16 protein-coding genes are annotated in these 14,539 nt (G+C 41.3%); 11 read left to right on the forward strand and 5 right to left on the reverse strand.

Going from position 1 to position 14,539, the window contains the following annotated elements; genetic code table 11:
* Positions 1–170: 170 nt before the first annotated feature.
* From MKZ03_RS04740 to MKZ03_RS04750, 3 genes are all read left to right on the forward strand, one after another.
* Positions 171–1,037, forward strand: coding sequence for a Cof-type HAD-IIB family hydrolase (locus MKZ03_RS04740; protein ID WP_060595898.1), 867 nt, complete (start codon positions 171–173; stop codon positions 1,035–1,037).
* Positions 1,038–1,151: 114 nt separating this feature from the next.
* On the forward strand, positions 1,152–2,651 hold the full coding sequence (locus tag MKZ03_RS04745; RefSeq protein ID WP_341031114.1) for a coproporphyrinogen III oxidase: 1,500 nt from the start codon (positions 1,152–1,154) through the stop codon (positions 2,649–2,651).
* Between the two features lie 75 nt (positions 2,652–2,726).
* A complete protein-coding gene (locus MKZ03_RS04750; protein ID WP_307499393.1) occupies positions 2,727–4,001 on the forward strand; it encodes a lysine N(6)-hydroxylase/L-ornithine N(5)-oxygenase family protein in 1,275 nt (424 codons plus the stop codon).
* A 35-nt stretch (positions 4,002–4,036) separates the two neighbouring features.
* Here MKZ03_RS04750 and MKZ03_RS04755 read toward each other — a convergent pair whose 3' ends face one another.
* Positions 4,037–5,260: a cation:proton antiporter gene (locus tag MKZ03_RS04755; protein WP_034663616.1), complete on the reverse strand. Its 1,224-nt coding sequence runs from the start codon at positions 5,258–5,260 to the stop codon at positions 4,037–4,039.
* 3 nt (positions 5,261–5,263) lie between these two features.
* Positions 5,264–5,761: a cation:proton antiporter regulatory subunit gene (locus MKZ03_RS04760; protein WP_034663613.1), complete on the reverse strand. Its 498-nt coding sequence runs from the start codon at positions 5,759–5,761 to the stop codon at positions 5,264–5,266.
* A gap of 352 nt (positions 5,762–6,113) precedes the next feature.
* On the opposite strand from MKZ03_RS04760, the gene MKZ03_RS04765 reads away from it, so the two are divergent.
* Entirely contained in the window at positions 6,114–6,302 is a 189-nt protein-coding gene (locus tag MKZ03_RS04765; protein WP_340972233.1) for a hypothetical protein, read from the forward strand.
* Positions 6,303–6,331: 29 nt separating this feature from the next.
* The gene (locus tag MKZ03_RS04770) at positions 6,332–7,105 is read left to right on the forward strand and encodes an enoyl-CoA hydratase (RefSeq protein WP_106061830.1); all 774 of its coding nucleotides are present in this window, start codon (positions 6,332–6,334) and stop codon (positions 7,103–7,105) included.
* Positions 7,106–7,136: 31 nt separating this feature from the next.
* Here MKZ03_RS04770 and MKZ03_RS04775 read toward each other — a convergent pair whose 3' ends face one another.
* Positions 7,137–7,325 (reverse strand): YhzD family protein, encoded by a 189-nt coding sequence (locus tag MKZ03_RS04775; protein ID WP_034663606.1) that lies wholly within the window; start codon positions 7,323–7,325, stop codon positions 7,137–7,139.
* Between the two features lie 172 nt (positions 7,326–7,497).
* On the opposite strand from MKZ03_RS04775, the gene MKZ03_RS04780 reads away from it, so the two are divergent.
* The 4 genes from MKZ03_RS04780 to MKZ03_RS04795 all read left to right on the forward strand — a co-directional run bounded on the left by MKZ03_RS04780 (position 7,498) and on the right by MKZ03_RS04795 (position 12,872).
* Positions 7,498–8,712, forward strand: coding sequence for a metallophosphoesterase family protein (locus MKZ03_RS04780; RefSeq protein WP_034663603.1), 1,215 nt, complete (start codon positions 7,498–7,500; stop codon positions 8,710–8,712).
* A 16-nt stretch (positions 8,713–8,728) separates the two neighbouring features.
* The gene (locus tag MKZ03_RS04785) at positions 8,729–11,518 is read left to right on the forward strand and encodes an ATP-binding protein (RefSeq protein ID WP_341031119.1); all 2,790 of its coding nucleotides are present in this window, start codon (positions 8,729–8,731) and stop codon (positions 11,516–11,518) included.
* A gap of 62 nt (positions 11,519–11,580) precedes the next feature.
* Positions 11,581–12,528, forward strand: a complete 948-nt coding sequence (gene yhaM / locus MKZ03_RS04790; RefSeq protein WP_106041471.1) for a 3'-5' exoribonuclease YhaM — start codon at positions 11,581–11,583, stop codon at positions 12,526–12,528.
* A 116-nt stretch (positions 12,529–12,644) separates the two neighbouring features.
* Positions 12,645–12,872 (forward strand): sporulation YhaL family protein, encoded by a 228-nt coding sequence (locus MKZ03_RS04795; protein ID WP_034663596.1) that lies wholly within the window; start codon positions 12,645–12,647, stop codon positions 12,870–12,872.
* A gap of 53 nt (positions 12,873–12,925) precedes the next feature.
* Here the strand turns inward: MKZ03_RS04795 and MKZ03_RS04800 are convergent, their stop codons facing one another.
* Positions 12,926–13,810, reverse strand: coding sequence for a peptidylprolyl isomerase (locus tag MKZ03_RS04800; RefSeq protein ID WP_307499396.1), 885 nt, complete (start codon positions 13,808–13,810; stop codon positions 12,926–12,928).
* Positions 13,811–13,971: 161 nt separating this feature from the next.
* On the opposite strand from MKZ03_RS04800, the gene MKZ03_RS04805 reads away from it, so the two are divergent.
* Both MKZ03_RS04805 and MKZ03_RS04810 read left to right on the forward strand, forming a co-directional pair.
* A complete protein-coding gene (locus tag MKZ03_RS04805) occupies positions 13,972–14,058 on the forward strand; it encodes a YjcZ family sporulation protein (RefSeq protein WP_008361129.1) in 87 nt (28 codons plus the stop codon).
* 145 nt (positions 14,059–14,203) lie between these two features.
* Positions 14,204–14,293, forward strand: a complete 90-nt coding sequence (locus tag MKZ03_RS04810) for a YjcZ family sporulation protein (protein ID WP_017360317.1) — start codon at positions 14,204–14,206, stop codon at positions 14,291–14,293.
* A 53-nt stretch (positions 14,294–14,346) separates the two neighbouring features.
* Here the strand turns inward: MKZ03_RS04810 and MKZ03_RS04815 are convergent, their stop codons facing one another.
* Complete coding sequence (locus MKZ03_RS04815) at positions 14,347–14,532, reverse strand: hypothetical protein (protein ID WP_072368131.1); 186 nt, start codon at positions 14,530–14,532, stop codon at positions 14,347–14,349.
* Between the last annotated feature and the right edge of the window lie 7 nt (positions 14,533–14,539).

Here is a 14,539-nt window from a genome sequence, read left to right on the forward strand (position 1 = left end):
ATCACCTCATTGTGACGCATCCAAACCATACATAAAAAAAAGCCTAGGGGTAGGCTTTTTTTATTTGCAAAAGATTCATAACACAGGGCTCTTTCAACTGCATGTTCTAAAGCACCAAGCTAGGGCATATCCTCATCGTAAGTACAGTCATCAAGAAGGGGGATGCCTCAGTGTCAAAAAAACTACTTGCACTCAATATAGATGGAACGTTACTTCGTTCCAATGGAAAAATCCATTCCGCTACAAAAGAAGCTGTGGAATACGTGAAGAAAAAAGGGGTTTACGTGACGCTTGTCACCAACCGGCATTTTCGTTCCGCACAAAAAATAGCCAAGGCGTTGAAGATTCCAACGTCAACCCTTGTGACGCATAGTGGTGCATTTATCGCGAATAAACTCGATGAGCCGCTTCATGTGAAGAAACTAACGGAAGAAAAAACATTTAATCTTGTGCAAATTCTTGAAAGCTTTGATTGTAATGTTCGCTTACTGCATGAAAAATTCTCAATTGGCAACCGGAAAAAAACGCAGTCACAGCTGATGGGAAAGACGTTGATTCATCCGTCTGATCCAATTTTCTATCCTGTGCAATTTGTTGAATCGCTAAGTGATATGCTGATGGATGAACCGGTCAGTACACCAGTGATTGAAGTATATTCAACCGCAGAGCTTCAGCCTGAAATTCACCGAACCATTCAACAAGCTTTTCCATCTGTCGATCTTATTCGGATCAGTGATGAGAAAATGAATATCGTATGCAAAGGCGTATCGAAAGAAGCGGGGCTTTCTCTTTTGACTTCAGCATTAGGTTTGACTTTAGAAGATACGGTGGTCATTGGGCAGGGGACAGATGACATCCCAATGCTCGAATTGGCTGGCTTAGGCGTTGCGATGGGAAATGCCCCTCATTCTGTTAAGCGTAAAGCTGATTGGGTGACACGTTCGCAAGATGAACAGGGAGTCGCTTATATGATCAAAGAATACTTTAGAATGCAGCAAAGAGAAGGATTTTTACATCAATTCGATATTAAACGATAATATAGACGAGGGCCCTGTCAATCAAGAAATGGCAGGGCCTTCAACTGTTCCAGTCATTGCTTTTCCTACATGGATTTTGTAAAATGAAACAAGTTTGAAGATAAAGGTGATACGATGCGAATTTTAATTAAAGGGCTGTCAGATGAACGATTTCATCGCCCGCTTGTCAATATAGCCAATTTATTCGAAGAAGATAGTGAAGTGCTGTTTGATCCAGATGCACTGGATGATGGACTAGTCATGTTGTTTAGCTGGGAAGAAAAAAATGGAATAGTGGAAGCATCTGGTCACATCGCTGGATCAGACATCACTAGTCGTTTTTCGCGAGACGTCCCAGAGGGCTTGAACGATAAGGAGCGCTGGAAGCAAATCAAAAACACAGTGCTGTCTGTTTATTTACATCTGCTTCAGGAGTACACAGGAATGACGCAAAAGTGGGGTATTCTCACAGGGATACGTCCTACAAAATTACTCCATAAGATGCTGAGAGAAGGCACGACAAAGGAAGACGCGCATGCCGCATTAAAGCGTGATTATTTGATTCATGATGAAAAAATCGATTTGATGCAGGAGATTGTCGACCGTCAGCTTCAAGCGATTCCTGACCTGTATGACCTTCAGCAGGAAGTAAGTATTTATATTGGTATTCCTTTCTGCCCAACCAAATGCGCTTATTGCACGTTTCCTGCTTATGCGATTAAAGGACAAGCTGGAAGAGTGGGAACGTTTTTGTTTGGTCTGCATTATGAGATGCAAAAAATCGGTACTTGGCTAAAAGAACATGGGATCAAAGTGACGACTGTTTATTTTGGCGGAGGTACGCCGACGAGTATCACTGCGGAAGAAATGGATTTGCTGTATGAAGAAATGTACCGCTCGTTCCCTGATGTGAAACATATACGGGAAGTGACTGTCGAAGCAGGGCGTCCTGATACGATTTCGCTTGATAAGCTAGAAGTGCTAAACCAATATAATATTGACCGGATTAGCATCAATCCACAATCGTATGAGAATGAAACACTGAAAGCCATTGGCCGGCACCATAGTGTAGAAGAAACGATTGAAAAGTATCACTTATCAAGACAGTATGGCATGAATAATATTAATATGGACTTAATTATTGGTTTGCCGGGAGAAGGGCTAAAGGAATTCCAGCATTCCTTGCAGCAGACTGAAGAACTTAAGCCTGAATCTTTAACCGTGCATACGCTCTCCTTTAAAAGAGCTTCTGAGATGACGCGCAATAAGGACAAATATCAAGTAGCAGACCGAGAAGAAATCACACGTATGATGGATGAAGCGGTCGCTTGGACGAAAACACATGACTATCATCCCTATTATTTATATAGACAAAAAAACATCTTAGGGAACCTTGAAAATGTCGGGTATTCATTGGATGGGCAGGAAAGTTTGTATAATATCATTATTATGGAAGAAGTGCAGACAATCATTGGGATTGGATGCGGTGCTGCTAGTAAATTCATTGATCCGCGTTCAGGAAAAATTACGCAGTATGCCAATCCAAAAGATCCAAAATCGTATAATGACCGCTATGAACACTATACCGAAGAGAAAATTGAATTTCTTGAGTCATTATTTGTTCCTCACGTTTAAACACTGCGGTGACGCAGTGTTTTTTTCATTTGTAAAAGGGTATATAAGTGATAAAAAGTTAAAGCAGGTGTACATATGATTGATGTGATCGGAATTGGGATTGGGCCCGCCAATTTAGGTTTGGCGGCTTTGTTAGAGGAGTATGAAGATGTTTCATGCTGTTTTTTTGAACAGGAGTCCGAGTTTGCCTGGCATCCTGGTATGCTGATCAAAGGAACGGATTTACAAGTCTCCTTTTTAGCTGATCTTGTGACGATGGCGAATCCAAGGAGCAGGTATACATTTTTAAATTATTTACATGAATCAAATAGACTTCACCGGTTCTATACATTTGAACAGTTTGACATTCCGCGAAGAGAATTCAATGAGTATTTATCATGGGTCGCAGGTGAATTAGATAGCTGTCAATTTGGGATGAAGGTAGAGGAAGTGACGGACTGCCAAGGTGGTTATCTTGTGAAAGTCCGGCAATTGAAGGATGGATCGCTTTCTGAGTATCGTGCAAAGCATGTCGTGCTTGGAACAGGGAGCAAACCGATGATTCCTGTCGATGTGCCTGATGCTGCACTGCCATATGTGACACATAGCAGCCGTTATTTAGACCAGCAGGAAGAACTTCATGAAGCTGAGTCGGTGACGGTGATTGGCTCTGGGCAGAGTGCAGCCGAAATCTTCTTAGACCTGCTTCAGCATCAAAAGAAAGGACAGCAGCTTTCGTGGTTTACGCGATCTAGTGAATTTAGAGAGCTGGAGACGGCAGAGCTTGGCCAGGAGCTATTTACACCGAAGTACGTCGAATATTTCCATTCGCTTCCTTATGAAGAACGAATGAACACATTGCCTAGGCTGACTGGATTAAGAAATGGTATAGATGCATCGACGCTCTCGCGTATTTATCAGGAATTGTATCATCGGTCTGTTACAGGTGAAGAGCCATCTGTGGTGATTCAGCCAATGACCGAGCTTGAAGTGATTCAGGTGGAGGAGAATCAGTCCCTGAAGCTGCACCTAAAGCAGTGGCAGCTAAAGAAAGAAAAGAGCATAACAGCTGATCGTGCCGTATTGGCTACAGGGTACACTCCGAATATCCCGGCGTGGTTTAGAGCGTATGAACCTTTGATTGAATGGGAAAGTGAAGAGCATTTTAAAGTGACAGAAGACTTCAGGCTTGTGTTCAAAGACAAGCGCCCTCATCATTTCTTTACATTCACGCATCTTGATCACTCTCATGGAACAGCGGCGACCAATTTAAAACTATCCATCTACCGCAACCAGAAAGTGATTCAAACGATTCGCGGGATGAAAGAAGCGTCAGTCAAGCAAGAAACAGCATTTCAGCAATTTGAATAAGATGAAAAAGGGCCCAAGCATAGGGCCCTTTTTCATTAGATCGTTGTTTCCTTTTTCACTTTTGGTTTTTCTGTTTTCCATTTGAAGATTTTGTTTAGGATTTGATAAATTCGCTTAGATTCCTTCGTCACAAGCGGTCCTAAAATCGCAAGGATTAAGACGTACAATGCAGCAAATGGCTTCAAGGTAGCGGCAAGTCCGCCCGCAATACCGAGCTCGGCTACAATGATTGAAAACTCTCCTCGTGATACGATGGTTAATCCAATATTAGAAGAGGCTTTATGAGAAAATCCAGCTCTTCTTCCAGCGAACATTCCAGCAGTGAAGTTCCCAATGAAGGTGAGAATCACAGCGCCGATCGCAAGCCAGAAGGCATCACCTAATGTAAATGGATCAATGCTGAGACCGAAGCTGAAGAAGAACATGGCCCCGAAGAAATCTCTAAATGGAACCACAAGATGTTCGATGCGGTCAGAGTGCTCTGTTTCTGAGAAAACAAGACCAAGTAAGAGTGCCCCAATGGCCTCTGCTACATGGATTGTCTCTGAGAAACCAGCGACAAAGAATAAAGCCGCAAAAATCACAATGATGAACACTTCGTTCGAACGGATATCGAACAACTTGTTTAATAGTTTTGGCAGCTTACGTGCGATGATAAAGAAAAGCATCATATAACCAAAAGCAATGAAAATGGATAATAAGGCACCGCTAACCGTTGTGGCATCTCCAAGGACAAGACCAGATACGACGGATAAATAAACAGCGAGGAAAATATCCTCAAACATAATGATCCCAAGAATTAACTCAGTTTCAGGGTTCGCAGTCCGTTTCAAATCAACAAGGACTTTGGCCACAATGGCACTGGATGAAATCGTGATAACCCCTGCCATAATGAGAACCTCAAGGAACCCAAACCCTGTGATAAAACCGTAAAGCAGTCCTAAGCTGAAGTTAATCAAAATATAAATAGATCCGCCGACAGCAATGGATTTGCCCGATTTAATAAGCTTTCCGACAGAGAACTCAAGTCCAAGATAGAAAAGAAGGAACAAGACGCCCATTCTGCCAAAAAACGAAATAATTTCGGTGCTTTCGATAAATTTTAGATCAATGATCCCGATGGTTGGAGCATGCGGCCCAACGATCATACCGAGGACAATGAGAAAAGGGATGATAGAGAATTTTATTTTATTGGCGATTAAGCTGGCGATGGCGATGAGAATCAGCGCCGTCCCAACTTCAAAGACTAAATGATCCATTCATCACTCTCCCCCTCTAGAAAGAAAATCACGTATCAATCGCTTTAAGTGTTTTCTTTCGCCTGAAATGACCATCGTATCATTTGCTTCAATAATCGAATCGGCACCAGGGTTCAGTAATTTTTCATTTGTATGTTTAATGATCGCAATGACGGTGACTTCATAGTTTTGCCGCACATCTAAATCACCGAGTGTATGTCCAACCGCTTTTGCGCCTTTTTCCACCTTAAACCATTCAATCATTAAGTCATTGAAGGCCATTTCAATGGTTTCAAGTGCCTGCGGTTTATACACCATGCCGCCGATAATCGCAGCGATTTGCCTTGATTCAGCATCATCGAGAGAAATGGTGGACAGCACTTCATCTGGATCATCATCGTCAAAACGATAAATCTCCCGTCTGCCATCATCATGAATCACTATCGTCATTTTTTCTCTATTTCTCGTTTCAATTTCAAATTTCTTTCCGATCCCAGGAAGATCATTTTCTTTAATATTCATTTTATCCCTCCGAATATGATAGGTTGTGTTTTTCATATAGTAATACGGATGAAATAAAATGAATCAGTAGAGGTAATTTGATTGACACATAATGGGGATCGCACACTTCATTTCCAAAAAACATAGATCAATGGATAACGCAGCTGATGGAGCAGGCTTGAGAAGAAAAACCTTTGAATCAGCCAGTGATAATCTGTTCTTTAACAGAATAGAGGAGGCATGTTTTTTTGAAAATGGAGGTGTCTTCACAGCTTGAATTTCTTCATCGTAGATGGATGGAGAAATAAGACTAGGTGCACTCGCTTCTGCCTGTGGAGCAAAAACGACATTTGAAAAAGGAGAAAACATGACGATGAAACTAACCAATATGAATATGGAACACCTTATCAATCATCCTCCCCCTTTCAAAATCATTTTCTTTCTTCATTTACTATATAAAAATATATTTCTTGTTTCAACAATTATGCTTGTTTTGGTATCAATTGATCTTGAAATTTTTCATGCAGAGGAAAAGGAATTATTCGGGTTGAAATGGAATTAAGTCATGAGTTTAAAAGAAAAGGGGGATGGATGATGACATATATCAATTGTCAGTTAAACGGGGATATTTTTGAAATCGTTTTCAACAGGCCTGATGCTTATAATTCATTTCATGTGGACATGTTTGCTGAATTCAAAGAGGCATGTGATGCAGCGGAAGAAAGCAGTGCAAAAGTCGTTGTGATCAAGGGAGCGGGGAAAGGGTTTTCAGCAGGCGGAGATATTGGCATGATGCTTAAGCAGGAAAGTGAAGAAGATTTCCATCGTGTGATGGATTTGATCGAGGGAATTACTCTTTCTCTAGCCGGTATGAAAAAAGTGACGATTGCCCTTGTCCACGGGTCAGCGGCAGGCCTTGCTTTTAGCTTTGCTTTAAGCTGTGACTACTTGTTTATGCATCAGGATGCACAGCTCGCCATGAATTTTAATGGAGTAGGGTTAATTCCAGATGGCGGAGGGCATTTTTTTCTCACAAAAAGAGTCAGTGAACAAACCGCGAAACAATTGATTTGGAGCGGACAAAAGCTGCCGGCTGAAGAAGCGTTAAAACTGCGCCTTGCAGACGGGGTGTTTCAGGATGAAGTCGATGCGTATCAAAAAGTATGTGTGAAGCCGTTTATGAACATGCCGCTTCAAGCATTTATTGAAACAAAGCTGATCTATTTTCAGCAGTCAGAACCTGAGCTGCTAGCCGTTCTTCAAAAGGAGAGGGCAGCACAGGCAAGACTGAGGCAAAGTCATGATCATAAGGAAGGCATTCAGGCCTTTTTAGAAAAAAGACGACCTGTGTTTCAGAACGTATAAACGAATGTGAGGCCGGCGAATGCCGGTTTTTTTAACGTTCAAATAAAAGAAGCTTGCCTGCATCATCAACGAGCCGGTGGGAATGCTTCGTGTATTGCTGTTCGATTAAGCGATGGCGCCCTAATTCCTTTGCCTTTTCATCACTATCCGTTGTGATTTTTTCATTTAATAAGGTCTCACCCGACCGGTCAAATACAGTTAAAAAGTATGTCTTCTCCATTCCTCATCTCCCTTTCCTCTGCTTTTCTATGTAATTAAACAATGAATAAGACAAAACCTCTTTTTTAGCTCTTAAAAATGTGTTTTTTAGAATGAGAGCGATAGAACGTGCATTCGTAAAAATGGCATGATAAAATATGGACAATGACAGTATCGGACAAGGAGATAGACGTTTGACTAAGCTCACCTTTATTCATGCCGCAGATTTACATTTAGACAGTCCATTTGCAGGAATGTCGAATATCCCTAGCTTACCATTTAAGCGGCTCAAAGAAAGTACATTTCAAAGTGCGAAGAATATGTTTGATCTCGCCATTGCTCGAGCAGTAGACTTTGTGCTGCTGAGCGGAGATTTATTTGACGAATCCAATCGCAGTCTGAAAGCACAGCTGTTTTTAAGAAATCAGTTTCTAAGACTGCAAACTCAAGGGATTGACGTCTTTATTATTTATGGTAATCATGATCATTTAGGCGGTGAATGGACACCGATTGAGTGGCCTGAGAATGTGCACGTTTTTTCAAGCAGTACACCAAGTGAGCAATCCTACTATAGAGGGGGGCAGCTTGTTGCAAGTATTTATGGGTTTAGCTACAAAGAGCGGGCTGTCTATGAAAATATGACATCTCATTATGTCAAAACGACAGATGCTGCCTATCACATTGCGATGCTTCACGGTACATTAGCCGGACAAGAAGGGCATGATGCGTATGCACCATTTCAGCTTGAGCAGCTTCTTTCACGGGATTTCGATTATTGGGCGCTTGGACATATACATAAGAGAGCCCTTCTGCATGAAGACCCGTTGATTATTTACCCTGGTAACATGCAGGGCAGACATATTAAAGAAACAGGAGAGAAAGGCTGTTACGTTATTCAACTCTCCGAGGATTCTGAGACAGCGGAATTTATTAGCTGTGCGGATGTGATGTTTGAGACACTTGCAATAGACATGACAGAAACGGTTCATATGACGGATCTTGTGACACTTGTGGATAGCAAAATCAGTGAGCTGAAAGAGGAGGGCGTCCCTCATTTTGTGAAAATTGAATTGACGGGTGATGCTCCTCCTTACTTTGAGCGTACTCAGCTTGAGGTACTTGAGGAGCTGTTGACCGTTCTTCATGAACAGGAAGAAGATGAAGAGGTATTCGTTTGGGTGATATCGATTGACTGCCGAACAAACGAGGATGTCGTCTATCCAGAAGATTCTTTTTTGAAGGAACTCACTGCTGAAATTTCACAGTTTGAGGCATATGAAGAGCTTCTATCACCGATCAAGCGTCACCCAACCTATAGAAAGTCAGGAAAAGCTCTCACAAAAGAGGATGAAGTGGATATAAAAGAAGAAGCACAAAGGCTGCTGACAGAACAGCTAAAGCAATTATGAGAAAAGGAGAGGCACAATGAAAATACGTTCACTCCATATCGCCCATTTCGGGAAATTTTCAAATCGGACCTTTCACTTTTCTGATGACGGTTTTCAGCTAGTTTACGGCCTGAATGAATCGGGGAAAACGACATTGAAAACGTTTATTGAATCGATGTTATTTGGTTTTCCGAAAAACAAGATGTACAAGACGAAACAGGGTTCTTTTTATGGTGGTTCCCTCACTTGCCAAGATGATGAGTTAGGCGTTATTCATATTGAGAGAACGTCCGATCGCGGTGGGCAAGCACAGGTATTTTTACCGAATGGTGAAGTGAAAGACGAAGCTTTTCTACAGACACTTTTAAAGGGAACGGATCGCAGATTATATCAATCAATCTATTCATTTGATGTGTTTGGACTGCAAAATGTCCAAGCCTTAAACCAGGACCAAATAGGCGAATTTCTACTTTTCTCAAGTTTATTTGGCTCGGATGCAGCCACCAAGATGGATAGCAGGCTGCTAAAGCAGCAGGAGCAGCTGTTTAAACCAAATGGCCGCAAGCCTGAATTAAACCAGCAGCTTGATCGCTTAAAAGATCTGACAGGTCAGCTGAAGCAAGCCAAATTGGTAGAAGGCAGCTATACCGAAAAGAAACGGGAGCAATCTGAATTAACAGAGACGATTGAAAAGCTTCAAAATGAAATGAAGCAGGTGGAAGAACACATTCAGAAACTGGCTGAGTCCATTCAAGTTTATCCCATGATCGAGAAAAAAGTGGAATTAAAAAAGGAATTAGCCCGCTATCCAGACCGAGTCAAACGTTTTAGAGCAGAAACAGAGCATGAGCTGGATAAACTAGAATCACACCTTCACCCGAAAAAGGCTCAATTGACTGCACTGAAGCAGAAGTTAGACCATTTGCAAACCTCACTCGTACAAGTTCAACCGCTCTATGACAAGGATACCATAATGGAGATGAAACGAGTCGTAGATGAAGCATCTAATGCTGAGCTTGTGAAAAAGCGCATAGCAGAGTGTCGAGCAAACCGTGATTCATTGAAACAAAAAATAGACGAAGCGGTAGCAAAGCTAAAGTGGGAGTACCCGATAAAGCTCGAACAAATCGATGATTCGCTTGAATTTGAGTGGGAATTAAAGGAGACTGTCACTCAATACGTTCGTCTCATGGATAGAAAAGCGCAGTTAGATGAACGATTTGATCACGCAAGACATGAGCTGGACGAAGCAGAAGCCGCTCTAAAAGGATTAAAGGAACAGCAAGTCAGACAGCACGGAGCAGAAGATGATGCGAAGGGGACAAGATTGAAAAAGAAACCGATTCATTCCCAGGCGTCGTTATTCCGAGGCTTGATCGCATTTGATGTGGTGCTTCTGCTTGTTCTATTCTTTTTAACAGAGTGGTGGATCACGCTCTTGTTTGCGGGATTTTCTGTTTTTCTCTTCTTTCTCATTTACCCATTCAGTCAAATGAGCCCTATGAAACAAAGAAGCGGCAAAGGGGCCTTTGATTCATTTCAAGTGCAGGCAGCTTCAGCTGAAACACTTATGAGGCAGAAGGAGCTTCTGTACGAAAGAATCATTCGTCAATATGAAGACTGGGAGCTAGAGCTGGAACCTGTCCAGCAGCAAGTAGAGGAAAAGAAGAGACAGCTTGGCTTGTCGTCTGAGCTTACTTTCCTAGTAGAGGCCTTCCATATCCTAAAACAATTAAAAATGAATACAGCGGCATATGAGGAGCTTCATCGTGAAATAGGCGTGCTTTCCGATCAGCAATCGATTTATGAGCGCAGGGTTTCAGCGTTAAGCAGTATCCTTCAAAAAAAGGAAGGAACCATTCAGGAGAATATCTCAGCTTTTCAAGAGATATTGAAAGATGAGGCGAGAAGAGAAAAAGAACGCCAGACATTGCACGTATCTATTCAACATGCGATCCAGCAGCTCACGACACTAGAAGGGGAAATTCAATATTACGAAAAACAAACTGGCGAGCTTTTTCGTCAAGTAGAAGCAGAGTCCAAAGAAGATTACCAAGTGCTTTCTCATCTATCTAAAGAATACCGGGAACGGCTTTCCCATTTGCAGCAGCTAAATCAAGAGCTTCATAGAAGCGGTTGTTTTGATGAGGAGGAATGGATTGTTCGCAAAGGATTACCTCTCCTTGAAGAGGAGTGTGCAGAAGCAAAGCAGCACCTTCATGACGTTCAATTGAATGCGGAGAATATGGAAAAACGTTTAGCAGAACTAGCGGTGGAAATCCGGCAAATAGAAGCTTCTGGAACGGTGTCTGATTTGACTCATCAGCTTGCCGCAGAGCAGGAGCATGCGAAGCACCTCGCAAAAAAATGGGCGGCAATTCAGCTTGTCCGCTCCGTCATACGAGAAAAATTGAATGAGCATAAAGAAACAAGGCTGCCTGCATTGCTTCAAACAGCCTCAAGTTTTATTCAACCGTTAACAAATGATCGTTATGAAGCGATTTTATTTTCACCTGAAGATGACTTGCTGATGGTGAAAAGAATGGATGGACGAATATTCCGTCCAGAGGAGCTTTCACAGGCAACGTGTGAACAGATCTATCTGGCGATTCGTTTTGCGCTCGCTTTGTCTCATCAGCAAGATTGTCAGCTTCCGTTTATGATGGATGACAGCTTCGTTCATTTCGATCACGTTCGTCTAGGAAGAGTGCTGGAGATGATGAACGAGCTCACACGTTTTGAAACACAGCTGTTTTATTTCACCTGTCATGAGCATATGAAGCAAGCAGCAGAAGATGGACAGATTACGAGTTTAGCAGTTGAATGATTGACAAATAATGACTTATGTTATACTTATATGAGCAGAAACATGGAAGGAGCTTTTATTGAATGGCTAAAGGGATCATGACCTATGATGTCGGCGAACAAGTTGACCTGCATTTATTAATTAAATCATCTACTAAAGGGATTGCGAGTAATGGCAAACCATTTTTAACGTTAATTCTTCAAGATCAAAGTGGAGATATTGAGGCGAAACTATGGGATGCAAAGCAGAATGATGAACAAACCTATGCCGCGCAAACCATTGTGAAGGTAGTAGGCGATATTCATCATTATCGCGGGAGGAATCAGCTGAAACTTAGGAATATACGCCCTGTTGCTGAAAATGAGCAAATTCGAATTGATGATTTTCTCGAAACAGCTCCTATTCCAAAACATGATATGATGGATACGATTATGCAATATATCTTTGATATGAAAAACCCTAATATACAGCGTGTTACAAGGCATTTGCTGAAAAAATATGGACAGGAATTCGCTGACTATCCAGCAGCGACAAAAAACCATCACGAATTTGTCTCTGGTCTTGCTTATCACGTGGTGTCCATGCTGCATTTGGCTAAATCAATTGTTGACCTATATCCATCATTAGATCGAGATCTTTTATATTCAGGCATCATTCTTCATGATTTAGGAAAAGTCAAAGAGCTTTCAGGCCCAGTCTCAACGACCTATACGGTGGAAGGAAATTTAATTGGTCATATTTCGATTATGGTGACAGAAATTGCGAAAGCTGCAGAAGAGCTTGGCATTGATACAGAAGAAATTCTGATTTTACAGCACTTAGTACTGAGTCATCACGGAAAAGGAGAGTGGGGCAGCCCGAAACCACCAATGGTGAAGGAAGCCGAAATACTCCACTATATTGATAATTTAGATGCGAAGATGAATATGATGGATCGTGCACTTGAGCATGTGAAGCCAGGAGAATATACAGAACGTATTTTTGCGCTAGAGAATCGTTCATTTTATAAACCAACCTTTCATCACGAATAACCATGTCAAAACGTCCGTTTATTGCGGGCGTTTTTTTCATAACTTGTCTTCTTTTCGCATAAGCATGTAATACAAAGGAAGAGAGAGCTGTTCTGAAAAAAGGAGGCGATGAAAAAATGTTGTTTTTTCCATGGTGGGTGTATGCATGTATCATTGGCATTATTTTCTGTGCGTATAAATTAATGACAACGGCCAAAGAGGAGCAAGAGATTGATCAATCCTTTATTGAAAAGGAAGGAGAAATTTTTATCGAGCGAATGGAACAAGAAAGAGAGCGCAGACGTCAGGATCAGCAAGTGAAAAGATCACATGATACGGCGGCACATGAAGACTCGATTGCTTAATCAGGTCATATAAAAACCCCTCTGCACGATCACGGCAGAGGGGTTTTTTGTGATTACTGGTTTTGTTGAGGTTGTTGATTTTGTGCGGGTTGTTGAGACTTTTCTTTGAATGTGTTTTCAAGTTCTTTATCTTTTACTTTCACATCGGCATCTTTCACCAATTTGTTTAAGATCGTTTGGATTTCATTTGTGTCTGCTTGTTTTTGATTAAGCAGTTCTTTTTTCAAGTCTGCTTTCATGTCATCGTATTTACCGCGTTCTTCGGTCTTTTTAATGATATGGTAGCCGAATTGTGATTTCACTGGTTTGCTGATTTCATTCACTTTTAGTTTGAAAGCAGCTTTACTGAAGTTCTCGTCCATTTGGCCTTCTTTTGCGAACCAGCCTACATCGCCGCCTTGTGCTGCTGAAGCGGTATCAGTTGAATATTCAGACACAACGGCATCCCATTTTTCACCTTTTTCTAATTTCTTTTCCACTTCGTCAGCTGTTTTCTTATCAGCTACTAAAATGTGGCTTGCGCGGATTTTCCCTTTTAGGTCATCGTAATACGCTTTTACTTCTTTATCAGTGATTTTGATGTTAGCTTTGGCAGCCTTTTGAGTCAGCAGCTCATATTTCACTTGATCTTTGATGTAATCTTTTCCGAATTCATCTTGAAGTTGTTTTAAACGATCTTCACCAAGTGTCTTTTTATATTCTTCCATTTTCTTATCAATTTCTTTATCAGATACTTTGTATTTGTCAGCAAGAACCTTTTGTTGAACAAGTAGATTTAAAGCATCTCCACCTGCTTGTTTCTTAAGAGTTGTATAAAGCTCTTCTTTTGTGACATCTCCTGATTTTGTTGTTGCGATGACATCTTTATCACCGCTACTGCATGCGCCAAGAGTTAAAACACTAACTGCTGTTACAGCTGCTAAAGCCATTTTTTTCATTCAAAAAACACTCCTAATCTTTCCAATTTATTTATCATTGCTTGTATCATAACATATTGTGACACGCTGTAAAAAGAAATGCAAATGGGAGGGCATTCGTCTAGTCAAAAATTTGCGCGCGACATACACATATAGTGATCACAAAAAGGAGGCTGAATTATATGGGAGCAGGATATTCTAATGGGTTTGCTTTATTGGTCGTGCTATTCATTTTGCTGATCATCGTTGGTGCAGCATATCTTTACTAATTAAATCGCTGTAACAGAAAGGAGCCGTCCTGCCATGCGTGCGGGCGGTTCTTTTTTCAAACGATGACAGGTGCCTAAACGTTTTCATTTTTTTTGCATACACTGAGCTTAGAACAGAGCAAGAACTGGCAGGAGGTGTTTTTACATGGGAGGAGAAGTCTTTGCTGGCGGTTTTGCACTAGTCGTCGTGTTATTCATCTTATTGATCATTATCGGTGCATCTTGGATTTGCTAATCAATCAATATACACAAAAAGCTGCCATCAAACTGGCAGCTTTTGCTTTGATCTTAAATAGAAATGGTAATTTCAACAAATGATGAGATCAGTAAGATCAGTATCGATACATTGATAAAGCGAAACACCTTATCTTGCCGTTCTTCAGGAATCTCTCTGACAAGGCATAATGTATTAGTAAGCCTGTTTATTGAATACACAATAAACGCGGCAAAGACGATGAAGTAAAATAAAACTATCGGAGAT

The sequence above is a fragment of the Bacillus sp. FSL R5-0431 genome (assembly GCF_038002985.1).
Lineage (GTDB): Bacteria > Bacillota > Bacilli > Bacillales > Bacillaceae > Bacillus.

What these genes read in the sequence shown, in the direction of transcription:
- MKZ03_RS04745 (WP_341031114.1), top strand. Translation starts at nt 1,152, where the DNA reads ATGCGAATTTTAATTAAAGGGCTGTCAGATGAACGATTTCATCGCCCG.
- yhaM (WP_106041471.1), top strand. Translation starts at nt 11,581, where the DNA reads ATGGCTAAAGGGATCATGACCTATGATGTCGGCGAACAAGTTGACCTG.
- MKZ03_RS04760 (WP_034663613.1), bottom strand. Translation starts at nt 5,761, where the DNA reads ATGAATATTAAAGAAAATGATCTTCCTGGGATCGGAAAGAAATTTGAA.
- MKZ03_RS04805 (WP_008361129.1), top strand. Translation starts at nt 13,972, where the DNA reads ATGGGAGCAGGATATTCTAATGGGTTTGCTTTATTGGTCGTGCTATTC.
- MKZ03_RS04810 (WP_017360317.1), top strand. Translation starts at nt 14,204, where the DNA reads ATGGGAGGAGAAGTCTTTGCTGGCGGTTTTGCACTAGTCGTCGTGTTA.
- MKZ03_RS04800 (WP_307499396.1), bottom strand. Translation starts at nt 13,810, where the DNA reads ATGAAAAAAATGGCTTTAGCAGCTGTAACAGCAGTTAGTGTTTTAACT.
- MKZ03_RS04770 (WP_106061830.1), top strand. Translation starts at nt 6,332, where the DNA reads ATGATGACATATATCAATTGTCAGTTAAACGGGGATATTTTTGAAATC.
- MKZ03_RS04765 (WP_340972233.1), top strand. Translation starts at nt 6,114, where the DNA reads ATGAAACTAACCAATATGAATATGGAACACCTTATCAATCATCCTCCC.
- MKZ03_RS04750 (WP_307499393.1), top strand. Translation starts at nt 2,727, where the DNA reads ATGATTGATGTGATCGGAATTGGGATTGGGCCCGCCAATTTAGGTTTG.
- MKZ03_RS04785 (WP_341031119.1), top strand. Translation starts at nt 8,729, where the DNA reads ATGAAAATACGTTCACTCCATATCGCCCATTTCGGGAAATTTTCAAAT.
- MKZ03_RS04775 (WP_034663606.1), bottom strand. Translation starts at nt 7,325, where the DNA reads ATGGAGAAGACATACTTTTTAACTGTATTTGACCGGTCGGGTGAGACC.
- MKZ03_RS04795 (WP_034663596.1), top strand. Translation starts at nt 12,645, where the DNA reads ATGTTGTTTTTTCCATGGTGGGTGTATGCATGTATCATTGGCATTATT.
- MKZ03_RS04755 (WP_034663616.1), bottom strand. Translation starts at nt 5,260, where the DNA reads ATGGATCATTTAGTCTTTGAAGTTGGGACGGCGCTGATTCTCATCGCC.